The 20,940-nt window shown below is 63.0% G+C and carries 21 protein-coding genes and 2 pseudogenes; 15 read left to right on the top strand and 8 right to left on the bottom strand.

Features of this window, described 5'->3' with window-relative positions; all coding sequences use genetic code 11:
- Window positions 1–8 precede the first annotated feature (8 nt).
- The 3 genes from G7009_RS15710 to G7009_RS15700 all read right to left on the bottom strand — a co-directional run bounded on the left by G7009_RS15710 (window position 9) and on the right by G7009_RS15700 (window position 4,511).
- Window positions 9–2,654 (bottom strand): excinuclease ABC subunit UvrA, encoded by a 2,646-nt coding sequence (locus tag G7009_RS15710; RefSeq protein WP_181130981.1) that lies wholly within the window; start codon window positions 2,652–2,654, stop codon window positions 9–11.
- 518 nt (window positions 2,655–3,172) lie between these two features.
- The gene (locus G7009_RS15705; protein ID WP_181130980.1) at window positions 3,173–3,664 is read right to left on the bottom strand and encodes a GNAT family N-acetyltransferase; all 492 of its coding nucleotides are present in this window, start codon (window positions 3,662–3,664) and stop codon (window positions 3,173–3,175) included.
- A 367-nt stretch (window positions 3,665–4,031) separates the two neighbouring features.
- Window positions 4,032–4,511, bottom strand: coding sequence for a VOC family protein (locus tag G7009_RS15700; protein ID WP_181130979.1), 480 nt, complete (start codon window positions 4,509–4,511; stop codon window positions 4,032–4,034).
- Between the two features lie 185 nt (window positions 4,512–4,696).
- On the opposite strand from G7009_RS15700, the gene G7009_RS15695 reads away from it, so the two are divergent.
- The 3 genes and pseudogenes from G7009_RS15695 to G7009_RS15685 all read left to right on the top strand — a co-directional run.
- Window positions 4,697–5,485: a hypothetical protein gene (locus tag G7009_RS15695; RefSeq protein ID WP_181130978.1), complete on the top strand. Its 789-nt coding sequence runs from the start codon at window positions 4,697–4,699 to the stop codon at window positions 5,483–5,485.
- A gap of 213 nt (window positions 5,486–5,698) precedes the next feature.
- Window positions 5,699–5,875 (top strand): annotated as a pseudogene (locus G7009_RS15690) (general stress protein); the annotation flags it as partial.
- 332 nt (window positions 5,876–6,207) lie between these two features.
- Window positions 6,208–6,621, top strand: a pseudogene (locus G7009_RS15685) (SAM-dependent methyltransferase); the annotation flags it as partial.
- A 50-nt stretch (window positions 6,622–6,671) separates the two neighbouring features.
- Here the strand turns inward: G7009_RS15685 and G7009_RS15680 are convergent.
- Both G7009_RS15680 and nspC read right to left on the bottom strand, forming a co-directional pair.
- Window positions 6,672–7,916 carry a saccharopine dehydrogenase family protein gene (locus tag G7009_RS15680; protein ID WP_181130976.1) on the bottom strand — a complete coding sequence of 415 codons (1,245 nt, stop codon included), beginning with the start codon at window positions 7,914–7,916 and terminating at the stop codon, window positions 6,672–6,674.
- Between the two features lie 28 nt (window positions 7,917–7,944).
- Complete coding sequence (gene nspC / locus G7009_RS15675; protein ID WP_181130975.1) at window positions 7,945–9,042, bottom strand: carboxynorspermidine decarboxylase; 1,098 nt, start codon at window positions 9,040–9,042, stop codon at window positions 7,945–7,947.
- A gap of 248 nt (window positions 9,043–9,290) precedes the next feature.
- Between nspC and G7009_RS15670 the strand changes: the two genes are divergently transcribed.
- Entirely contained in the window at window positions 9,291–9,500 is a 210-nt protein-coding gene (locus tag G7009_RS15670; RefSeq protein WP_181130974.1) for a hypervirulence associated TUDOR domain-containing protein, read from the top strand.
- A 59-nt stretch (window positions 9,501–9,559) separates the two neighbouring features.
- A complete protein-coding gene (locus tag G7009_RS15665; protein WP_181130973.1) occupies window positions 9,560–9,832 on the top strand; it encodes a PepSY domain-containing protein in 273 nt (90 codons plus the stop codon).
- 107 nt (window positions 9,833–9,939) lie between these two features.
- On the opposite strand, the gene G7009_RS15660 is transcribed toward G7009_RS15665, so the two are convergent.
- Window positions 9,940–10,236: a hypothetical protein gene (locus G7009_RS15660; RefSeq protein WP_181130972.1), complete on the bottom strand. Its 297-nt coding sequence runs from the start codon at window positions 10,234–10,236 to the stop codon at window positions 9,940–9,942.
- Between the two features lie 27 nt (window positions 10,237–10,263).
- On the opposite strand from G7009_RS15660, the gene G7009_RS15655 reads away from it, so the two are divergent.
- Window positions 10,264–10,719 (top strand): metallophosphoesterase family protein, encoded by a 456-nt coding sequence (locus G7009_RS15655; protein ID WP_181130971.1) that lies wholly within the window; start codon window positions 10,264–10,266, stop codon window positions 10,717–10,719.
- A 43-nt stretch (window positions 10,720–10,762) separates the two neighbouring features.
- Here G7009_RS15655 and G7009_RS15650 read toward each other — a convergent pair whose 3' ends face one another.
- Window positions 10,763–12,484: an amidase gene (locus G7009_RS15650; RefSeq protein WP_181130970.1), complete on the bottom strand. Its 1,722-nt coding sequence runs from the start codon at window positions 12,482–12,484 to the stop codon at window positions 10,763–10,765.
- 227 nt (window positions 12,485–12,711) lie between these two features.
- Window positions 12,712–13,554: a glutathione-dependent disulfide-bond oxidoreductase gene (gene yghU / locus G7009_RS15645; RefSeq protein ID WP_181130969.1), complete on the bottom strand. Its 843-nt coding sequence runs from the start codon at window positions 13,552–13,554 to the stop codon at window positions 12,712–12,714.
- A gap of 361 nt (window positions 13,555–13,915) precedes the next feature.
- Between yghU and G7009_RS15640 the strand changes: the two genes are divergently transcribed.
- The 9 genes from G7009_RS15640 (at window position 13,916) to G7009_RS27775 (ending at window position 20,595) form a co-directional block, all read left to right on the top strand.
- Window positions 13,916–14,764 carry an STAS domain-containing protein gene (locus tag G7009_RS15640; RefSeq protein WP_181130968.1) on the top strand — a complete coding sequence of 283 codons (849 nt, stop codon included), beginning with the start codon at window positions 13,916–13,918 and terminating at the stop codon, window positions 14,762–14,764.
- A gap of 3 nt (window positions 14,765–14,767) precedes the next feature.
- Entirely contained in the window at window positions 14,768–15,127 is a 360-nt protein-coding gene (locus G7009_RS15635) for an STAS domain-containing protein (protein ID WP_181130967.1), read from the top strand.
- A complete protein-coding gene (locus G7009_RS15630; RefSeq protein ID WP_181130966.1) occupies window positions 15,127–15,531 on the top strand; it encodes an anti-sigma regulatory factor in 405 nt (134 codons plus the stop codon). The genes G7009_RS15635 and G7009_RS15630 overlap by 1 nt, the downstream gene beginning before the upstream one ends.
- The gene (locus tag G7009_RS15625; protein ID WP_375139560.1) at window positions 15,528–16,538 is read left to right on the top strand and encodes an ATP-binding protein; all 1,011 of its coding nucleotides are present in this window, start codon (window positions 15,528–15,530) and stop codon (window positions 16,536–16,538) included. The genes G7009_RS15630 and G7009_RS15625 overlap by 4 nt, the downstream gene beginning before the upstream one ends.
- The gene (locus G7009_RS15620) at window positions 16,531–17,406 is read left to right on the top strand and encodes a sensor histidine kinase (protein WP_181130964.1); all 876 of its coding nucleotides are present in this window, start codon (window positions 16,531–16,533) and stop codon (window positions 17,404–17,406) included. Before G7009_RS15625 ends, G7009_RS15620 begins: the two co-directional genes overlap by 8 nt.
- Window positions 17,396–19,342 (top strand): response regulator, encoded by a 1,947-nt coding sequence (locus tag G7009_RS15615; protein ID WP_181130963.1) that lies wholly within the window; start codon window positions 17,396–17,398, stop codon window positions 19,340–19,342. The genes G7009_RS15620 and G7009_RS15615 overlap by 11 nt, the downstream gene beginning before the upstream one ends.
- 208 nt (window positions 19,343–19,550) lie before the next feature.
- Entirely contained in the window at window positions 19,551–19,724 is a 174-nt protein-coding gene (locus tag G7009_RS27785) for a hypothetical protein (protein WP_258197953.1), read from the top strand.
- Window positions 19,725–19,980: 256 nt separating this feature from the next.
- A complete protein-coding gene (locus G7009_RS27780; protein WP_258197952.1) occupies window positions 19,981–20,223 on the top strand; it encodes a hypothetical protein in 243 nt (80 codons plus the stop codon).
- 69 nt (window positions 20,224–20,292) lie between these two features.
- Complete coding sequence (locus G7009_RS27775) at window positions 20,293–20,595, top strand: helix-turn-helix transcriptional regulator (protein WP_308813329.1); 303 nt, start codon at window positions 20,293–20,295, stop codon at window positions 20,593–20,595.
- Window positions 20,596–20,940 lie beyond the last annotated feature (345 nt).

The following is a 20,940-nucleotide window of genomic DNA, read 5'->3' as shown; positions in this document are numbered from 1 at the left end:
TTCAGGTTTCAGAGTGCCTGGGCGAGGTAACGGGCCGTGCGACTTTCCGTGCTCCTGGCGACAGCGTCGGGCGTCCCGCAGGCGACCACTTTCCCGCCCGCGTTGCCCGCGCCCGGCCCGATATCGATCACCCAGTCGCTTTGTGCCACCACCCGCATGTCGTGTTCGACCACCACCACCGTGTGGCCAGCGTCGACCAGCCGGTTCAGCTGCGCCAACAGCCTGTCGATATCCTGCGGGTGCAGCCCGTTGGTCGGCTCGTCCAGCACGTACAAGGTCGTCCCGCGAGCGATGCGTTGCAGCTCGGTGGCCAGCTTGATGCGTTGCGCTTCGCCACCTGACAGCTCCGTCGCCGGTTGTCCCAGGCGCAGGTAACCCAGACCGATATCCTGCAGCACTTGCAAGGAACGCCTCGGCGCGGGTTGTTCGGCAAACGCCTCGAGCGCCTGTTCGACGGTGAGTTGAAGCACCTGGGCGATGGTCAGCCCTTGCCAGGTCACCGACAAGGTCTGCGGGTTGTAGCGGGCGCCATGGCAGGTGGGGCAGGGCGCGTATACGCTGGGCATGAACAACAGCTCGACGCTCACGAAACCTTCGCCTTCGCAGGTCTCGCAGCGGCCCTTGGCCACGTTGAAGGAAAACCGCCCCGCGTCGAAGCCCAGCGCCCGTGCCTGCTCGGTCGCGGCAAACAGTTTGCGCACGTGATCGAACAGGCCGGTGTAGGTCGCCAGGTTGGACCGCGGCGTGCGGCCGATGGGCTTCTGATCGACTTGCACCAGCCGCTTGATGGCCTCCAGGCCGGCGCTTACATGGCCGCCGCTGGTTTGCGCCGGTTCGTCCTCCAGGCTCTGCTCGTCGGTATCGGCGTCGTTGCCTGGTCGACCCAGGTGGCCGCCCACCAGGTCGAGCAAGGCCTGGCTGACGAGGCTGGACTTGCCCGAGCCGGAGATCCCGGTCACGGCGGTGAAGCAGCCCAAGGGAAATGCCGCGGCGAGGTTGTCCAGGTTGTTGCGCGTGATGCCTTCCAGACGCAGCCAGTCACGGGGTTGCCGTGGGGTTCGCGAGACAGGGGCCTGCTCGGCGAAGAGGTAGGCGCGGGTCTGCGATTCGGTGACCAGTGCAAGGCCCGCCGGCGGACCGCTGTAGAGCACTCGGCCACCGCGCTCGCCGGCCGCCGGGCCGACATCGATCAACCAGTCCGCCCGGCGCATGGTGTCCAGGTCGTGCTCGACCACGAACAGCGAGTTGCCCGCGGCCTTGAGCCGCTGCAGGGCAACGAACAGGGCTTCGCTGTCGGCCGGGTGCAGGCCCGCCGAAGGCTCGTCCAGCACGTAGATCACGCCGAACAGCTGGGAGTTGAGCTGGGTGGCCAGGCGCAGCCGCTGCAGCTCGCCGGAGGACAGGGTCGGGGTGCTGCGCTCCAGGGCAAGGTAGCCAAGGCCAAGGTCGATGAGGGTGATGATGCGTTCCAGCAGTTCATTGCCGATCCGTTGCGCGGCGAGGCGCTTTTCCACGGACAGATTATGCGTGTGACGCGCATCGGGACCGCCGCTATGGGGATTGTCGCCCTTGGCGGCACGTTGCCGGCGAGCTTCCCGGGTTTGCTGGTGGGTCAGTACCTCGCCGGGCTCCTCGGCCTGGTCGAGATAGTCCGCCGCGACGACTCCTTTGAGCACCTCGGCCAGTTCCAGCAGCGGCATGTGCGACAGCTCGGCGATGTCCAGGCCGGCGAAGGTCACCGTCAAGGCTTGGCGCTTGAGGCGCTTGCCCTCGCACAGAGGGCAGGGGCTGGCGCGCATGTACTGCGAGACGCGCTTGCGCATCTGCGCGCTCTGCGACTGCATGAACGTGTGCAACACGTAGCGCCGGGCGCCGCTGAAAGTGCCTTGGTAGCTCGGCTCCAGCTTGCGCTTGAGGGCCGCGCGGGTCTGCTCGGGCGTCAACCCGGCGTAGACCGGCACGGTGGGTGTCTCTTCGGTGAACAGGATCCAGTCGCGCTGTTTCTTCGGAAGGTCGCGCCAGGGGATATCGACGTCGTAGCCCAGGGTCACCAGGATGTCACGCAGGTTCTGCCCCTGCCAGGCCATGGGCCACGCCGCCACCGCGCGTTCGCGTAGGGTCAGGGAAGGATCGGGCACCATGGACGCCTCGGTCACCTCGTACACTCGGCCCAGGCCATGGCATTCGGGGCACGCGCCCTGGGGCGTATTGGGCGAGAAATCTTCGGCGTAGAGCATGGGCTGCTCGGCCGGATAGCTGCCGGCACGCGAGTACAGCATGCGAATCAGGCTCGACAGGGTAGTGACGCTGCCGACCGAGGAGCGCGCGCTGGGGCTGCCGCGCTGCTGCTGCAGGGCCACCGCCGGAGGCAGGCCTTCGATGGCGTCCACGTCCGGCACGCCTACCTGATCGATCAGGCGCCGCGCGTAGGGCGCCACCGACTCGAAATAACGGCGCTGCGCCTCGGCGTACAGGGTCGAGAACGCCAGCGAGGATTTACCGGACCCGGATACGCCGGTGAATACCACCAGGGCATCGCGTGGAATATCGACATCGACGTTCTTGAGGTTGTGTTCGCGAGCGCCACGTACCCTGACGAAGCCGGTGCCCTCCGGCAGTGGAGAGGTAGAGGCGGTTTCGGGCTTTGACGGCATGCTGCTTTCCTTGTCTGCGGCGGCGGGCCCCGTCGGCTTGCATCGGCTACCCGCCAGGGGTTGCGCGGGCCTGTACCCTGATTCATGCACTGCGGACGGGGCTGCGTGGCCGGAAGGCGTGGGTCGGCCTATGGGCGAATGACATCAGCTTAGTCAGGCGCTGCCGCCGTCGAGTTCCTTGGCTGGTGGGAGGACGGTACACAGCGGAGGGTGGCTGATCGGCGTCGAGCCAGCGTGGGCAGCCCCCTTGTAAAGGGACTGTCCGAACCAGCCCTCGCGCGGGGGCTACCCGCTTGTCTCGGGCCAGCGCCGATGCTCGAAGCGGACGCTGACCGGCAATGAATCCACGCGCCACTGCTCGGCCAGCGGCCTGGAAAGGTAGGGTAAAGATCTGCGAAAGCGACAAAAATTCATTGATGTACAATAATTTCATGATCGATCTGCCGTCACCTGCTGGAGGCGTCACCCTCCAGTTGGCTCAAGGTGCGCAATGATGGAGGGCGGCGAGGGGAAAGCCCCTACAGGTCCATGACCATCTCGTGCCAGGCCATCCCGCCGTGATCGGAGTTCGACGGTCGAACGTAGCGATAGCCCATTCGTTCGTAAAGCGGCACATGCCGCTCCTTGCACATCAGGTGGATCGTCTTCTTGTCCATGGCCCTCATGCGTTGGACAAAGGTCTGCATCAATGACTTCGCATGGCCCTTGCCCTGCTCGACGGGGTCGACCACCACCGACATGATCACCACGTTGGGCGCATCGGCCGAATGCCCGATCAGCTCCTTGAAGGCCTCATCCGACATGGCCACTTCATGGGCGCAACCGCTGTTGATGAAGCCGATGATTCCCTCGGCATTTTCCATGACCAGAAAGCCTTGCGGGTACAGGGCGATGCGTGTCGCGATCTCTTCCAGGGTCGCGGCTTCATCGCCATCGTAGGCGGTGGTTTCGATCTGATAGCAGCGCGGGGCGTCTGAGGGGATGGCGTCGCGGAAGATGTTGGTGGACATTTCCAACTCCTGAGGCTGGTTTGAAGGGGAGGCCGGAAGTCAGGATATAGGACACGTGCGCAGACTGCAGGAAACCGTGGGGGCGCGCGCGGCTGGTCCAGCGTTTCCACGGCGATCGTAGGGGGTGAGGGTGCATTGCCAGGCGAGTCCTTCGGCCTCGATTCGCGGGCAAGCCCGCTCCCACAGGGAGAACGTGCTTTTCCAATTCAGCGCCAGTGCGCAGCCCCCTAAGTTTATCGCTCAACTTGTGGGAGCGGGCTTGCCCGCGAATCGAGGCCGAAGGACTCGCCTGACAATGCAATCGATCAGCCAGCCCATTAGCCGTGGTTATACATGCCCTCAACCCAACCTCTGGCCAGCACTCCCTTCAGCCCTTCAACGCTGCCTCGATCGCCGCAATATCGATCTTGCGCATCCGCATCATCGCCTCGAACGCGCGCTCGGCGGCCGCCGCATCGGGATGGGTTATCGCCTCCGTCAATACGCGCGGGGTAATCTGCCACGACAACCCCCATTTGTCCTTGCACCAACCGCAAGCGCTTTCCTCGCCGTCGTTGCCCACTATGGCGTCCCACAGGCGATCGGTCTCGGCCTGGTCGTCGGTGGCTACCTGGAACGAGAAGGCTTCATTGTGGGTAAACATCGGGCCGCCGTTCAGGCCAAGGCAGGGGATACCCATCACCGTAAACTGCACGGTCAGTACATCGCCCCGCTTGCCGGCCGGAAAGTCGCCAGGAGCGTGATGGACCGCATCGACGGTGCTGTCCGGTAAGGTGGCGGCGTAGAAGGTCGCGGCTTCCAGCGCGGTGCCGTCGTACCAGAGACATATCGTGTTCTTGGGCGTCATGTCGGTTCTCCAGGATCAGGCGCGGTGGATGGAGTGTAGCCCCGCGTGTCGGCCTCGGCCGGTAACCGGTCCAGCGCTCGGGCCCGCATTCGGAAGGGAGTGGATCGAAGCCAGGTGTGCCGCGGGGTATACTCGCGGGCCGTCGTGCCCGCAGCGGTGCATTGTCTACTTGTGCAGGATGCCCTATGTCGCTTCAACAACCCTCCGCCATCCCCGATACCACCTTCACGGCCACCCCAGCTTCTCTTGCGCAAGCGCTTGAACATGCGCGACAGGCGCAAGTTCGCCTGCAACAGTCCAAACGGCGGGTTACCCAGCTGTTCATGGCGGTTCAGGCGCTGTTCTGCGGGTACTTGTTGCTCAAATGGATCTGGCAGGGGCATTACATCGGTGGGCCTATCTATGCCGTATTGATCTGGTGCCTTCTGTGGCTGGTCTATCTGCCGGTGTCATTGCTGTGGTATCCCCGCCAGCGAGCGGCGGATCAGGCGCGTCGTCATGTCGATGCCGCACGCATGGAAGCGGGCAAGGCATTCCTGGCCGACCAGGCGCTGGGGCCCTATCGCTGGATCTGTCGCGGCGGTCGCATGCTGGCGGTGTTCTCCGAGAGTCGGATGCTCTATGTGCTGGGCCCCGAAATCGGTGATCGTCATGCCTTGATGGATGCCCAACGGGTAGTCAAACAGGTACGAGTGGACGAGCGGACCATCACCAACTCCACTACGCAAACCACCACCAAGCATGGCCGTCGCAACGTGTACGCGCTGACCGCCAATCTTGGCATGATCGGCAAGGGCAGCTCGCGTTCCACGACCACCACGAGCAGCAGCACGGCGCGCACGTGCAGCTTGCACGTTCAATTGCAGAACGCTGGACAGACCCCTTACTGGGTTCAATTGCCCTTTGCCTCGGACTGGCAGGAAGCGCGAAACTGGCAATTGCTGGTCGAGCAGGCGGCGGGGTTGAAATCCTGATATATCCCATGCAATGAAAACTGGTGCCCCAGTGACTTGCACCGCTTGAATTAGAGCGTTTCGTCGGTCTATCTGATTGCCGTTCGCATTTATCGCCGCCCTGTCACTCGGAGTACAGGCATAGACTTTCCTGTGCCCTTCCACGACATGAGGTGAAAGATCATGAGCGACGACCAACGCAAGACCGGCAAGCAAGGCGGCAATCCGCAGACCAATTCCGGCAATTTCGCCAATGACCGCGAGCGCGCCTCCGAAGCGGGCCGCAAAGGTGGGCAGAATTCGGGTGGCAATTTCGCCAATGACCGTCAGCGCGCATCGGAGGCCGGTCGCGCCGGGGGACAACAAAGTCGAGGCGGTGGGCGCAACAGCGGGGGTAGCAGCAGTCGCTAGCCTACTCATGGGTGCCAGGCGCGCAAGGCCCTGGCACCCGCCCTCGGGCGTTTCTTCTAAGCTTTCCCGGCTCGAATCGCCGATCGAGCGTTCGTCGGCCAGCCCGTGCGAACCGACAGCAGCGCACTAGGCTCAACCCGGCGAAAAGTCTGGCCGCGATGCTCCTGTCGCCGGCCTCGCGCATCATCCAATCGACCACCGCCTGTAGCTTTCGGGCAGAATGTCGCGGTACCGACAGTGGCCTTCTCGCGGGAGGGCACGTCATGGACGAAAGCAGACTTCACGAATTCATGGGCAAGCTGGTGTCCGGCATGGGCGCCGGGGCGACGCTTGCCAGTGACGCCGGGGTGTCGGCGCAGGCGAGCTTCCGGCAGGCCACGGCCAAGGACTATCCCGATGAGTATTTCGACCTGATCCGCTACTTGGACTGCCTGCATGATATGGGCGATCCGGTCGGGGCCGCACGGTATGCCTACTCGACGCTCAAGGCCGATGGCACGGTCCTGAGGGTGGAGCCGTTCGCGCTGGATTCGCTGGACGAGAACATCAATCCCGGCGGGACCCTGTTCTACGCGGCATCGACGTTCATCGGCACACCCAATTCGCTGTCCCAGGAAGTCGGGCTGGGACTGGGGGCACAAGCCGGGGAGGCACGGCTTCGGAAAGTGTTCGAGGAGGTGGGGTTCACGCGGTTCCGGCGCGCGGCGCAGACGCCGTTCAACCTGATTCTGGACGCGCGCAAGTAGTGGTGTGAACAGCGAGGTGCGCGGCCTGGCGCACCTCGTGTCAGGGACGCTTACGCTTGAGCGTCCCAGGGACGGTCGCCGTGCTCGTCCTTGATGCGTGTCGGCAGGCCCATCACGTCCAGCGCCTTGAGGAACGGCTCCGCAGGCAGCTCCTCGACGTTGACCATGCGTTGTACATCCCACTCGCCACGCGCGACCAGCAGCGCCGCGGCTACCGGCGGCACGCCGGCGGTGTAGGAGATACCTTGGCTATCGGTCTCGGCGTAGGCCTCTTCATGGTCGGCCACGTTATAGATGAAGACTTCACGCGGCTGGCCGTCCTTGGTGCCCTTGACCAGGTCACCGATGCAGGTCTTGCCGGTATAGCCGGGGGCCAGGGACGAAGGGTCGGGCAGCACGGCCTTGACCACCTTAAGCGGCACCACTTCCAGGCCTTCGGCGGTCTTGACCGGCTGCTCGGAGAGCAGGCCCAGGTTCTTCAATACGGTGAAGACGTTGATGTAGTGCTCGCCGAAACTCATCCAGAAACGCACGTTCGGCACGTCCAGGTTCTTCGACAGCGAGTGCACTTCATCGTGACCGGTGAGGTACAGGTTCTGCGAGCCCACCACCGGCAGGTCATCGGTACGCTTGACCTCGAACATGGTATTGCTGGTCCACTGGCTTTCCTGCCAGCTCCAGACCTGCCCGGTGAATTCGCGGAAATTGATTTCCGGATCGAAATTGGTGGCGAAATACTTGCCATGGGAGCCCGCATTGACATCGAGGATGTCGATCGAATCAATACGGTCGAAATGCTGCTGTTGCGCCAAGGCCGCATAGGCATTGACCACACCTGGATCGAAGCCCACGCCGAGGATGGCGGTGACATTCTTCTGCTGGCATTCCTCGAGGTGTTTCCACTCGTAGTTGCCGTACCAAGGGGGCGTTTCGCAGATCTTGCCCGGTTCTTCGTGGATGGCGGTGTCCAGATAGGCAGCGCCGGTATCGATGCAGGCACGCAGCACCGACATGTTGAGGAAGGCGGAACCCACGTTGATCACGATCTGCGACTCGGTTTCGCGGATCAGCGTCTTGGTCGCCTCGACATCGAGGGCATTGAGCGCAAAGGCCTGGATGTCGGCGGGCTGCTTGAGGCTGCCCTTGGCCTTGACGCTGTCGATGATGGCCTGGCATTTGGAGATGTTCCGCGACGCAATGGCAATACGACCGAGCTCGTCGTTATGCTGCGCGCACTTGTGGGCCACCACCTTGGCGACACCTCCTGCACCAATGATAAGAACGTTCTTCTTCAATTTCTTACTTTCTCCTTGATTGGCCAGCTCAGGACAGGCTGGACAGGTAGTCTTGGAAACCGAACTCGCGAACCACCTCGACGCTGCCGTCGAGCTGCTTGATCGCGATGGACGGCATCTTCAAGCCGTTGAACCAGTTTTTCTTGACCATGGTGTAGCCCGCGGCGTCGACGAACGAGAGCCGATCGCCGATGGCCAGCGGTTGATCGAATGTGTATTCGCCAAAGATGTCGCCCGCCAGGCACGACTTGCCACAGACCATGTAGGTGTGCGCGCCGTCGTTGGGCGCCATCTTGGCGTCGAGGCGATAGATCAGCAGATCGAGCATATGCGCTTCGATGGAGCTGTCCACCACGGCCAGGTGCTTGCCGTTGAACAGGGTGTCGAGCACGGTGACTTCCAGCGAGGCGCTCTGGGTGATGGCGGCTTCGCCGGGCTCCAGGTAGACCTGCACGCTGTATTTCTCGGAGAAGGCCTTCAGGCGCGCGCAGAATTCGTCCAGCGCGTAGCCTTCGCCGGTGAAGTGGATACCACCGCCCAGGCTGACCCACTCGACCTTGTGCAGCAGGTGGCCGAAGCGTTCCTCGATGTGACCCAGCATCTGATCGAACAGGTTGAAGTCGCCGTTCTCGCAGTTGTTGTGGAACATGAACCCGGAAATCCGGTCGATGACCTGCTCGATCTTTTCCGGATCCCACTCGCCCAGGCGGCTGAACGGGCGCGCGGGATCCGCCAGCAGATAGTCCGAGCTGCTCACCTGAGGATTGACGCGCAGGCCACGGACCTTGCCCGCGGAAGCTTCGGCGAAGCGCTGCAACTGACCGATGGAGTTGAAGATGATCTTGTCGCAGTTGTCGAGCATCTCCTCGACCTCGTCATCGGCCCAGGCGACGCTGTAGGCGTGGGTCTCGCCGGCGAACTTCTGGCGGCCGAGCTTGAGCTCGTAGAGCGACGAAGAGGTGGTGCCATCCATGTATTGCTGCATCAGGTCGAATACCGACCAGGTGGCGAAGCACTTGAGCGCCAGCAGGGCCTTGGCTCCGGACTTTTCGCGCATGTAGGCAATCTTTTCCATGTTGCCCAGCAGCTTTTGCTTGTCGATGAGGTAGCACGGCGTCTTGATCATTCGTAGGCCTCCGGCCCGGCTGGCCAAAAAAAAGACACGCATTGTGCCTTCACTTGCTGCGGGACGAAAGGGCACAGGCGGCATTTCGTCCAAGTCATGATCGGACAGCTTCGCTGAATCGGATCATGGACTCGCGGCACGTGACTGGCCAGGTCGATCGGTTGGAATCTTCGGGCTGTCGCAAGTCTCAGTTGAACAGAGAAATATGACGTTCTCGATCACGGCCCCGCGGGGGCGAGGAGACTGCGATGAGCAACAAGTTCAAGAAGGGCGATCACGTGCGCTGGAACGCCGAAGCCGGGGTGATCCACGGCAAGGTGACCCAGGTTCATACCCAGGATGTCGAGTTCATGGGCCGTCAGCGGCACTGCTCCAAGGAGGAGCCGCAGTACGAGGTCGAGAGCGACAAGACCGGGCATAGGGCGATGCATCGCGAGGAGGCGCTGCACAAGGACTGAACCATCCCGTGACGGGAAAAGTCTTACGTTCTACCTTTACGTCAATAAGGATATCCAGCATGAAAGCAATCACCCGACTGTTCGCCGGTCTCGCCATCGTAGGTGCCATGGGCGCATCCACCGCCTGGGCCGATCAGCCTGGCGCGGATTGGAAGGTTACCAAGGACCAGGCCGAAGCCACGCTCAAGGCAGCCGGTTATACCCAGATCACCAAGATCGAAGCCGACGACGGTCATTGGGAAGGCGAGGGCACGAAGGCCGATGGCATGAAGTACGAGTTCCATGTCGATCCTCTTACCGGCAAGATCACCAAGGACGAGATGGATCACTGATTCGGCTTGTACCATGCCCTGAAAGGCCCGTGCCGCGTGTCGGGCCTTTCATATTGCAAGGATGCATTGAGCATGGGCCGTCAGGTACTTGCATGTAGCCCAAGCCTTCAATGCGAGGCAGTCAAGAAAAGACATCCTGTTTTCTGATGCTCAAGCCTACCGCCGGCTTGGAAATCTTTTGTGAAGTGGCTGGCCTCGTCGCGGGGCAAGCCCGCTCGCCACCGGGTACGCGGTGCATTGGAGGCATATTCGGGTGGTGAGCGGGCTTGTCCCGCGACGAGGCCAGCCGCTTCACAGAAAATCGAAAATTGGCCTGTTGGTTTCAGCATCTGAATCGAATCCTTGACCTTGACTGGCAAGCATCGATCACAGCGCCCGTTTTCACGGCTACCGGTTACTTTCATCGAACTTCCACTAGGACCGCACCCTTAATGAAGGTCGGCGTGATCTCCGATACCCATGGCCTGCTGCGTCCTGAAGCCCTCGCAGCCCTGGAAGGCAGTGAATTGATCATCCATGCGGGTGACATCGGCAAACCCGAGATACTCGAGCAGCTGACGGCACTGGCGCCGGTTCAGGTGGTGCGTGGCAACAATGACCTTGCGGCTTCCTGGGCGCGGGATATCCCTGATTTATCGCGCTTCGAGATGGCCGGCCGGCGAGTCCTGCTGGTTCATGACATCGCCGATGTGCCCGCCGATCTCGACGACATCGCCATCGTGATTACCGGGCACTCCCACAAGCCCCGCATCGACTGGCAAGGCGAGCGGCTGTTTCTCAATCCGGGCAGCGCGGGGCCGCGACGTTTCAAGCTGCCGGTGACCGTGGCGTTGTTGGAGTGCGCGCAGGACGCGCTGATTCCACGTCTGGTGCGGTTGCTGGAGTAAGGCTGCGAGCGTTGTCGTTCAACGCTCGCAGGGCGACAGTCCGTTACTCTGCCGTACGACTGCCTTCAAGTGGTGGCGTGCGCGGAGGGATGGCGCGACGCGGGCCGGTGGACTCGAACGCCGCGGCGAATCGCAGCAGCGCGGAATCGTCATAGGCGCGACCGGCGAAGGTCAGCCCCACCGGCATGCCGATGTCGGCCATGATGCCCATCGGCACGGTGACGGTCGGCACGCCCAGGTGGCGAATGGCAAGGTTGCCGTTGGCTACCCACACGCCATTGCTCCAGGCGATATCTGCGGAGGCAGGGTTGACGTCGGCGTCCGCCGGACCGACATCGGCCACCGTCGGGAAGATCACCGCGTCGAGGCCAAGGCCGTCCATCCAGTCCTCGAGGTCGAGCTTGCGCGTCTTTTCCAGCCCGCGCAGGCCATCGGGCAGGGTCGGGATTTCGCTCCAGGGAGTGATGCCGCGCTCTGCCATGCGTACGTATTCATCCATGCCCGCCGCCAGGTCACCCTCGCGGTTGGGTAGCGTGCCAGGGTCGTGAGGGAAGATTTTCAGCCCTTCGACATCTACCAGACGATTGAGCGCCGGGTCACCGTTGGCCCGCAGGAAATCGTCGAACGCCCAGGCCGAGAGATCCCACAGCTCATGGTGCAGGAATTCCTCGGACACGAGCCCGCGGTTATACACCGTCGGGGCGCCGGGACGGTCGCCCTCGCAATTGGAGACCAGCGGGAAGTCCACCTCGACGACTTCCGCGCCCGCGGCTTCCAGGGCTTGACGGGCTGCCTGCCAGAGGTCGATCACGCTGGCGCGGGTATCGATCCGCTGGCCGGTCGGGCCTCCGATGCCAGGGGCTTCGGCGGTGCCGGCATCGGGATCGGCATTGATGTACATGCGTGGCACGCCGAAACGCCTGCCCGCCAGCGCGTCGGCCCGCGCCGCGAGGTCGAGGTAGGACTCGGGACGGACCGAGGCGACGCTCGGGATAGGTACCCAGGGCTGCAGGCGCCACAGGTCGCCGCGCGTGCTCGAGTCCTCGGCGACCACGACGTCGAGTATCTCGAGCAGGTCCGCCATGGTCCGCGCATAAGGCACCACCACATCCATGGTCGGCGTGAGCGGCCAGTTGCCACGCACGGAGATGACCCCGCGCGAGGGGGTATAGGCGCACAGGCCGTTGTTCGAGGCCGGGCCGCGCCCGCTCGACCAGGTCTCTTCGGCCAGGCCGAAGGCGCAGAAGCTCGCGGCGGTGGCGGTGCCCGCGCCATTGGACGAGCCCGAAGCGAAGGGCGCGGTCAGGTAGCGCGCGTTGTACGGGCTTTCGGCGCGGCCATAGACGCCTCGCTGCATACCGCCGTTGGCCATGGGCGGCATGTTGGTCTTGCCCAGGCAGATGGCCCCGCCCGCGCGCAGCCGCTCGATCGTGAATGCGTCACGCTGGGCCACCAGCTTGGCGAACGCGGGGCTGCCGGATGCCGCGGTCAGGCCCTTGACCAGATAGCTGTCCTTGGCGGTATAGGGGATACCATCCAGCGGACCGAGCAGTTCGCCTCGCGCGCGACGCTCGTCGGCGGCCGCGGCCTCCTTGAGCGCATCGGGGTTGCGTACCACTACCGCATTGAGGGCGGTGGGCGTATCGATCCTGTCATAGGCATCGATCCGTGCCAGATAAGCCTGAACCAGCTCGACCGCTGTGGTGCGGCCGGATTCGAGCGCATCGCGCAGCGATGCGATGGAAACCTCGGTTACTTCGAACATGCGGCCACCATGTGATTGCAAGTGGGTAATGAAAGGCGCGGAGTGTATCAAGAAGCGTGGAAAAACCTGAGGTGGCATGGCTGAACTCGCTGAATGCATGGATGCATGAATGCATAGCGCACCGAGCTCATCGGACAGGGGAACGGCCAACACGCGCGAAGGGGAGGTGAAGTTCACCTCCCACGCCGATCAAGGGTCAGGTGCTCGGGCGTCGAGCACCTCGGCCATCAGGTGTCGAGGTCGGCCGAAGAGTGCCGCTCCGGTACCTGGCTGGCTTCCTCGCCCCAGGTCCGGTTGACGCGGGTCCCACGTTGCACCGCCGGGCGCTCGGCGATCTCGTCGGCCCAGCGCCGAAGGTTCGGATACTCCTCGACAGAGAGAAACTCGGCAGCATCGTACAGGCTGCCGCGGACCAGTTGTCCGTACCAGGGCCACACGGCGATGTCGGCGATACTGTAATGATCGCCGGCCAGATACGGGCTTACGGCAAGACGGCGCTCCAGCACGTCCAGCTGACGCTTGGCTTCCATGGTGAAGCGGTTGATCGGGTACTCGAGCTTTTCCGGCGCGTAGACATAGAAGTGACCGAAGCCGCCGCCCAGGTAGGGGGCCGAGCCCATCTGCCAGAACAGCCAGTTCAGTGTTTCGGTGCGCGACGCACGCTCGGTCGGCAACAATTCGCCGAACTTTTCCGCAAGGTACACCAGGATCGAGCCGGACTCGAAGACCCGGACCGCGGGCTGCTCGCTGCAATCGAGCAGGGCAGGGATCTTCGAGTTCGGATTGACCTCGACGAACCCACTGGAGAACTGGTCGCCTTCACCGATACGGATCTGCCAGGCGTCGTACTCCGCGCCGGCATGCCCTAGCGCGATCAGCTCCTCGAGCATGATGGTGACCTTGACGCCGTTGGGCGTGGCCAGGGAGTAGAGCTGCAAGGGCTGCTCGCCCTGGGGCAGCTTCTTGTCGTGGGTAGGGCCGGCGATCGGACGATTGATGCTCGAGAAATGGCCGCCCGATGGCGCCTCGTTCTGCCAGACCCGGGGGGGCGTGTAAGGTGCGCTGGTCATGAAACAAACCTCCTGAGTGGCGCAGTGCGCCGCGGCGTGGCGCCACGGCATCCGCGCGGATGAACGTTGCCAGGTTCTATGCCACGTTCTACCGTCAGGGATCAAGCATTGTGACCAGGCGCGCAAGACAGGAATGTTGCCCAGGCCAGGCTGCACCCCCCCGTGATCGGGATGTTTTTCAAGATCGGGACCCGGCGACTCAAAACGGGCATACTTCGCTACTTCTCGTGCTCGGGTAGATGGCACAAGGCAATTATCTGCCGCCGGGCGCACAACTATTTCACGCGGCAAATGTCATTCTTTGCGGGTTGGCCATTCTCATGGGGACCGCCCGCATTCTCGATCTAGGAGCGATAGGAACATGGCAGCACTGCAAGACGGCACCTTGGATGCGATCAAGAACCAGCAGTCGAAATTGCTGGGTGACTGGATCGGTGCACTGGAAGCCAATGGCGCTACTCGCAACCTGAAAGAGCAAGATGTGCAGCAGCAGACAGCGGAATTCCTGCGGTTGATTCTCGACGGTATTCGCAACGACAGCGGTAACAACATCGCCGCGCCGGGCTGGGCGGACACCCGCCGGTTCCTCGAAGGCCTGTCCAACAGTCGTGCCCTGCTCGGTTACGATTCGCATCAGACCGCTTATTTCATCTTTGCCCTCAAGGGCCCGCTGTTCACCGTCCTTCAGGACTACTACCGCGATCAACCGGCGAGCCTTGCCGAGCAGTTGCTTAGCGTTTCCGAGCTGCTCGACAGCTTCGCCATGCATACTATCCGTACCTACCAGAAGACCCGCGAAGCGGTGATCAAGCGCCAGCAGGAAGAGCTGCTGGAATTGTCCACCCCGGTGGTCAAGTTGTGGGACGGCGTCCTCGCCTTGCCGATGATCGGCACCCTGGATTCGCAACGCAGCCAGGTGGTCATGGAATCGCTGCTGCAGCGCATCGTCGATACCGGCTCCGAGATCGCCATCATCGACATCACCGGCGTGCCGACCGTCGACACGCTGGTGGCTCAGCACCTGCTCAAGACCGTCACCGCGATCCGCCTGATGGGCGCCGACTGCATCATCAGCGGCGTGCGTCCGCAGATCGCCCAGACCATCGTGCACCTGGGGCTGGATCTGGGTGGCCTGGTCACCAAGGCCAATCTGTCCGATGCCCTCAAGCTGGCATTGACGCGGCTGGGCATCAGCCTGGCCAAGGTGTAACCCTTGGAACGTATCCCCATCTTGAAGATGGGCGACTTCCTGCTGGTGACCATCCAGGTCGACATGTACGACCAACTCGCCCTGACGTTGCAGGACGATCTGACCGAGCGCATCAGCCGGACCTCCGCGCGCGGCGTACTGATCGACATCACCGCGCTGGACATGGTGGACTCGTTCATCGGCCGGATGATCGACACCATCTCCAGCCTGTCGAAGATCATGGACGCCGAGACCGTGCTGGTCGGTATGCAGCCTGCCGTGGCGATCACCCTGGTGGAGCTGGGGTTGTACCTGCCAGGCGTCAGTACCGCACTCGATGTCGAGCGCGGCATGAAGCTGCTCGAACAGCGGGTACGCCTCTGATGAACGTACGCAGCAGCGGCACTCAGCCCATTCGCGTGGAGCAGGATGTGGTCCTGGCGCGCCAGACCGCGCGCAAGCTCGCCACGGAATGTGGCATGCGCCTGGTCGACCTGACCAAGATGGTCACGGCGGTCAGCGAGCTGGCCCGTAACACCGTGGTCTACGGCGGTGGGGGCGACATGGATTGGGAAATCATCGATGACTTTGGCCGGATCGGCCTGCGTCTGGTGTTCCGTGACGAAGGACCGGGCATTCCCGATATCAAGTTGGCGCTGACCGATGGCTGGACCTCGGGCGGCGGCCTGGGCCTGGGCCTGACCGGCGCGCGCCGGCTGGTCGACGAGTTCGAGTTGGATACCGCTCCAGGCGAGGGTACGCGGATCACGGTCACCCGATGGACATGAACTTCGGTGCCCGCCTGAGCCACGTCCTCAGGCTCGATGACTCCAGCCAGGTCGGCCATGCGCGGCGTACGGCGCAGAAGTTGGCCGAGGAGCATGGCTTCGACGAGGGCGATGCCGGCCGAGTGGCGCTGGTCGCCACCGAGCTGGCCAGCAATGTGCTCAAGCATGCCGGACGGGGCGAGTTGCACCTGCGCGTGCTGCCCCGTCCCACAGGCTTCGCTATCGAGTTGCTGGCGGTGGACAGGGCCCAGGGGTTCGACCTGCAGGCCTGTCTGACCGATGGTTATTCATCCCGTGGGACTCAAGGCATCGGCCTGGGCGCCATTGCGCGCCAGGCGCAGGTGTTCGACGTGCATGCCGATGAGAAAGGGGCGGTCGTGCTGGCGCGGTTCCATACGCGCGAAGACAAGGCGCCGGACTTGCGGGTCGGCATCAGCCAGCACTCTTTGCATGACGACCCGGCCTGCGGCGATACCTGGCACTTGGCGATCCGCGATGGCGAGCTCAGCGCGCTGGTGGTCGATGGGCTCGGCCACGGTATCGAGGCAGAACGGGCCGCCAAGGCGGGCGCCGCGGTATTCGCAGCCTCTGCGTTCGACGATCCCGTCAGCCTGCTCGCCGACATGCATCACGCTATGGGCGCCACCCGCGGCGCGGCGGTAGCCATCGCCCAATACGATCGGCGCCAAGACACCCTCGGCTTCGCCGGTGTCGGCAATATCGGCGCCTGCCTGGTCGACCATGAGCGCTCGCGCGGGCTGGCATCGCATCCCGGCATCGTGGGCGGTCAGTACCGGAAGGCACAAGTGTTCGACTATGCTCAGGTGAGTGGCAGTGTGTTGGTCATGTACAGCGACGGTCTGCAATCGCGTTGGAAAATTCAAGATTACCCTGGCCTGGCGTCACGTCATCCAGCCGTGATCGCTACCGTCCTGCACCGGGATTTCTGTCGAGGACGAGATGACGTCACGGTGCTGGTCATCCATCTGGAGCCGTTCCATGACTGAGTCATCCCTCCCGGCCAGCAGCGAGCAGGCAACCTTGATCGAACGGCTGCGTACCGAGAACGGTGCCTTGCGCGAAGAGCTCGAAGAGACCAACCAGGGCGTCCTGGCCCTCTATGCCGAGCTCGACAACCAGGCCGACGAGTTGCGCCAGGCGTCGGACCTCAAGAGTCGTTTTCTTTCCTACATGAGTCATGAATTCCGCACGCCGTTGGGCTCGATACTCAGTATCACCCGGCTGCTGGCCGATGAACTGGATGGCCCGTTGAGCCCGGAGCAACACAAGCAGGTGCAGTTCATCAGCACGGCCACGCGCGAACTGGGCGACATGGTCGATGACCTGCTGGACCTGGCGAAGATCGAGGCGGGGCGGATCACCATCTCGCCGGCCTGGTTCGACATGCTCGACTTGTTCGCAGCCTTGCGCGGCATGTTCAGGCCGATCGTCGACGTCACCGCGGTGGATCTGATCTTCGAAGAACCCGAAGGGCTGCCGCGTCTCTACACCGATGACAAGAAACTCGCGCAGATCCTGCGCAATTTCATTTCCAATGCCCTCAAGTTCACCAGCCGGGGTGAGGTGCGGGTATCGGTGGTGCTGGAAACCCCGGATCGGGTGCGCTTCGCGGTCAGCGATACCGGCATCGGCATCGCGCCGGAGCTGCACGGTGCACTGTTCGAGGACTTCTCCCAGGTCGACTCGCCATTGCAGAAACGCCTGCGCGGCACCGGACTTGGCCTGTCGCTCTGCAAACGCTTTGCCGTACTGCTGGGCGGCGAAGTCGGCTTCCAGAGCGAGCCAGGTGTCGGCTCGACCTTCTATGTGCTCATTCCTCTGGCCATTGCACAGGAACCTGCCGATGAATCGTGAGCTGCGCCTGCTGATCGTCGATGACAACGTCGCTACCCGCTATGCACTGCGTCGGCGCCTCGAGCGGCATGGCTACGATGTGCTGGAAGCCGGGACCGGCGGGGAGGGGCTCGAGCTCATACACGCCGAGACCTTCGATGCATTGATCCTGGACGTCAACCTGCCCGATATGAGCGGGTTCGACATCGTCCGCTCCCTGCGCGCCACGCCTCGCACCGCCTTGCTGCCGGTCATCCATGTATCGGCCGCTTCGATCCAGACCGGCGACATCATCACCGGCCTCAATGCCGGCGCCGATGCCTACCTGGTCCACCCGGTCGATCCGGATGTCTTGCTGGCCACCCTGCGCACCTTGATGCGCGTGCGCGACAGCGAAAACGCCTTGCGCGAAAGCGAGGCGCGTTTTCGTGAAATCTTTACCCATGTCTCGGCCCCGATCGCCGTACTCGATGCCGACCTGCGAGTGCATGAGTGCAATCATGCGTTCTCTCGACTGGTCCAGGGCAATCTGGAAGCGGGGGGCATCCTGCAATGCCTGGCCGATGACCAGGACGAGGTGACCAGCGAACTGCGCCTGCGCCTGGCCGAGGGCGAACGCTGGAAGGCGACCCTGAACCTGCGGGTACAGGGCCAGTTGCGCGAAACCGAGTGGCAGCTGTCCCCGTATCGTACCCCTGGGCTGAGCCTGGTCTTCGTCGAGGACATCACCGAACACCGTCACCGCGAGCGGTCTCATCTGGCCAAGCTCGATAATGCCAATTCGCAGCTGGCCAAGGAGGTCGCGGAAAGAGCGCGTACCGAGGCACAACTGCTGCAGGCGCAGAAGATGGACGCCCTCGGCAGTCTCACCGGCGGGATCGCCCACGATTTCAACAACCTCCTCACCGGGATCATCACTAGCCTCGAACTGATCAAGAAACGCGTCGCCGAGAACCGTACCGAACGCGTCCAGGGCTATGCCGAGGCCGCCTTGAGCTCAGCGATGAGCGCCGCCTCTCTGACCCATCGGTTGCTGGCATTCGCCCGCCAGCAGCCGCTCGACACCCGCCCGGTGGACGTCAACGAGCATGTACGCTCGCTGGAGGAGCTGCTGGCGCGTACCATCGGCGAGCGCATTACTCTGCGCCTGGAGCTCGCCAACCGGCCCGCCATCGCCCTGGTAGACCCGGTCCAGCTCGAAAGCGCGGTGCTGAATCTGGTGATCAACGCTCGCGATGCCTTGCCTCAGGGGGGGCATATCTGGGTTAAGACCTATGCCTCGTGGTCCCATGGCGACCCCAAGCTGGCCGACGGGCCTTATGTCGCGGTTTCGGTGCGTGACGACGGCAGTGGCATCGAACCTTCGCTGATCGACAAGGTGTTCGATCCGTTCTTCACCACCAAGCCCTTGGGCCAGGGCACTGGCCTGGGGCTGTCGACCATCTACGGCTTTACCCGCCAGTCCGGTGGCCACGCCAACATCCGCAGCGTGCCGCGGCAGGGTACGGAAGTCACCTTGATGCTGCCGGCCAGCGATGCCGTGGCCGCGGCCAAGGCTACGCCGTTGCCGCCGGGCCAGCGCGGTGCCGGTGAACATGTACTGATCGTCGAGGACATGGCGTCGGTGAGAACGTCGGTGGTCGAGGTCCTGGTCGACGCCGGCTACCGGTGCAGCCAGGCGGAAACCATCGAGCAGGCGCTGCAGCAGCTCGAGCATGATCCGAGCATCGAATTGCTGCTTACCGATGTCGGTCTGCCCGACATGAACGGCCGTGAGCTCGCCGATCATGCCCGTACCTATCGAGCGAGGCTGCCGGTGTTGTTCATGACCGGTTATGCCGAAACGGCCCTGGACCGGCAGGCCTTCCTTGGTGAGGGCATGGACATGTTGATCAAGCCATTTCAGATCGGCGAACTGCTGGACAAGGTAAGGCGCACGCTGGTCGGCTGCGGTTAGCGAGCGGGGCGGCCAGCCCTGCTTGCACGAGACGGTTCCGCTCTGGCACCGTCGGGGCATGACGGTTCGCCGTCGCTCTGCGTCGGGCACCTGTCATCCAGTGTCCTGGATATTCTGTAAATCGTGCGAAGTATGATAGGTCGGACCTGGGCACAGCCGTAGAATCGCACGAGCAGGCTACCTTCGACTCTTCCGGAGACAGGCGTTCATGCTTCTCGCAGCCCCAAGGCAACCGGTGGCGCCGCCCGAGATCAAGCCCGAGCTGCGAGTCGGTTTCGTCTTGTTGAACCAATTCACGCTGGTGCCCGTGGCGGGGCGGGTGGACTCCCTGCGTTTCGCGGCGGACAAGTCGTTCCGCAGCCATCAGGTGCATTGTCAGTAGGGCTGGATGACCATCGATGACCTGCCGATCACCGCCAGTTGCGGCATGCCGATCTCTCCCACCAAACCTCTCGATTTCTGGGCGCGCTACGATTACATCGTGCTCGCGGGCGGGCTTATGGCAGAGACGCGCAACCCGCCCGGCTGGCTGTTGGAGCGTTGCGGGACGTCCACGCGGCTGGCATCCCGATCATTGCCCTGTGTTCGGGCTCCTTCGTGCTAGGTCGGGCCGGCCTGCTCGATGACGGCGTTGGGCGGTGCATTTTACCCTGCGGGACAAATTTAAGGAGACCTTTCCCAGAGCTGTCGCGGTCATCGACAAGAGCTTTGTCGATGACCGCGGCATCATCACGTGTCCGGGCGGCGCGGCCATCGATCTGGCGGCCAGCCTGATCCGCCGTCATTGTGGGGCCGTGCGGGCGCAGAAGGGATTGGACTATCTGTTGGTGGATGAGCGTCGCGAAGAGCAGGAATGCACCGGGTGCGCAAGACGTCTATGAGAACGATCGTATGCAGCGCGCGATCGCCTTCATGCGTGCCACCTCGATGTCTCCCTGTCACTCAAGGCGGTGGCCGAGGCCGTCGGTACCCATCCCCGGCAATTGCATCGCGAATTCGTCGCCAATACCCAGGAGCCGCCGGCGAACTGCTGGCGCAGACTGCGCCTGGACCATGCGCGTCGATTGCTGGTCAACACCAGTCAGAACATCACTACCATCGCCTTGGCCTGCGGTTTCTCCGATGCCTCGCACTTCATTCTCTGGTTTCGCAAGCAATATGGCGAAACGCCATACAGCTTCCGCAAGCGTCGGCACGAGGTGGAGCGGCTCGACTGGCATGACAAGCGGGGGGGGCTGGATCCGAAGCTGTAGACGGGGGCTTGGGCCGGACAGTTAAGGGAACCATCACATTTCGATGCAGCAGTTGAGTGCGGCTTCCGAATCTTCAGTGACGCTTTTGGCCTCTTCGCGGGACCAGCACCTTAACCCACTGCTTCCTTCAATGACTGACATTAGGACCTTGTGCCGTCTTGTAATCCTATGCAGGCCGATCCGGCATCCCAGGAGACTGGCAGATCTAGACATGGGGCCTGGACTTGCCCCTACCGAACCGGACACCAACTCCCCGTTAAATTGATGCTGCTGCCAAGCGCCTAAACTCTCGCGGCGACCGATATTTCAAGGCGCTATGCGGATGCTGCTCGTTGTAATGCTCGA

Source organism: Pseudomonas capeferrum (genome assembly GCF_013523055.1).
Taxonomy (GTDB): domain Bacteria; phylum Pseudomonadota; class Gammaproteobacteria; order Pseudomonadales; family Pseudomonadaceae; genus Aquipseudomonas; species Aquipseudomonas capeferrum_A.
Note: the sequence above shows the minus strand (reverse complement) of the source record. Positions and strands in the feature narration are given on the sequence as shown.

Excerpts from the sequence above, each read along its gene's own strand:
- G7009_RS15710 (WP_181130981.1), bottom strand. The coding sequence starts at position 2,654 with ATGCCGTCAAAGCCCGAAACCGCCTCTACCTCTCCACTGCCGGAGGGC.
- G7009_RS15670 (WP_181130974.1), top strand. The coding sequence starts at position 9,291 with ATGAGCAACAAGTTCAAGAAGGGCGATCACGTGCGCTGGAACGCCGAA.
- G7009_RS15630 (WP_181130966.1), top strand. The coding sequence starts at position 15,127 with ATGAACGTACGCAGCAGCGGCACTCAGCCCATTCGCGTGGAGCAGGAT.
- G7009_RS15665 (WP_181130973.1), top strand. The coding sequence starts at position 9,560 with ATGAAAGCAATCACCCGACTGTTCGCCGGTCTCGCCATCGTAGGTGCC.
- nspC (WP_181130975.1), bottom strand. The coding sequence starts at position 9,042 with ATGATCAAGACGCCGTGCTACCTCATCGACAAGCAAAAGCTGCTGGGC.
- G7009_RS15655 (WP_181130971.1), top strand. The coding sequence starts at position 10,264 with ATGAAGGTCGGCGTGATCTCCGATACCCATGGCCTGCTGCGTCCTGAA.
- G7009_RS15660 (WP_181130972.1), bottom strand. The coding sequence starts at position 10,236 with ATGAAAGTAACCGGTAGCCGTGAAAACGGGCGCTGTGATCGATGCTTG.
- G7009_RS15695 (WP_181130978.1), top strand. The coding sequence starts at position 4,697 with ATGTCGCTTCAACAACCCTCCGCCATCCCCGATACCACCTTCACGGCC.
- G7009_RS15650 (WP_181130970.1), bottom strand. The coding sequence starts at position 12,484 with ATGTTCGAAGTAACCGAGGTTTCCATCGCATCGCTGCGCGATGCGCTC.
- G7009_RS15705 (WP_181130980.1), bottom strand. The coding sequence starts at position 3,664 with ATGTCCACCAACATCTTCCGCGACGCCATCCCCTCAGACGCCCCGCGC.
- G7009_RS15615 (WP_181130963.1), top strand. The coding sequence starts at position 17,396 with ATGAATCGTGAGCTGCGCCTGCTGATCGTCGATGACAACGTCGCTACC.
- G7009_RS27785 (WP_258197953.1), top strand. The coding sequence starts at position 19,551 with ATGCTTCTCGCAGCCCCAAGGCAACCGGTGGCGCCGCCCGAGATCAAG.
- G7009_RS15640 (WP_181130968.1), top strand. The coding sequence starts at position 13,916 with ATGGCAGCACTGCAAGACGGCACCTTGGATGCGATCAAGAACCAGCAG.
- yghU (WP_181130969.1), bottom strand. The coding sequence starts at position 13,554 with ATGACCAGCGCACCTTACACGCCCCCCCGGGTCTGGCAGAACGAGGCG.
- G7009_RS15700 (WP_181130979.1), bottom strand. The coding sequence starts at position 4,511 with ATGACGCCCAAGAACACGATATGTCTCTGGTACGACGGCACCGCGCTG.
- G7009_RS15625 (WP_375139560.1), top strand. The coding sequence starts at position 15,528 with ATGAACTTCGGTGCCCGCCTGAGCCACGTCCTCAGGCTCGATGACTCC.
- G7009_RS15620 (WP_181130964.1), top strand. The coding sequence starts at position 16,531 with ATGACTGAGTCATCCCTCCCGGCCAGCAGCGAGCAGGCAACCTTGATC.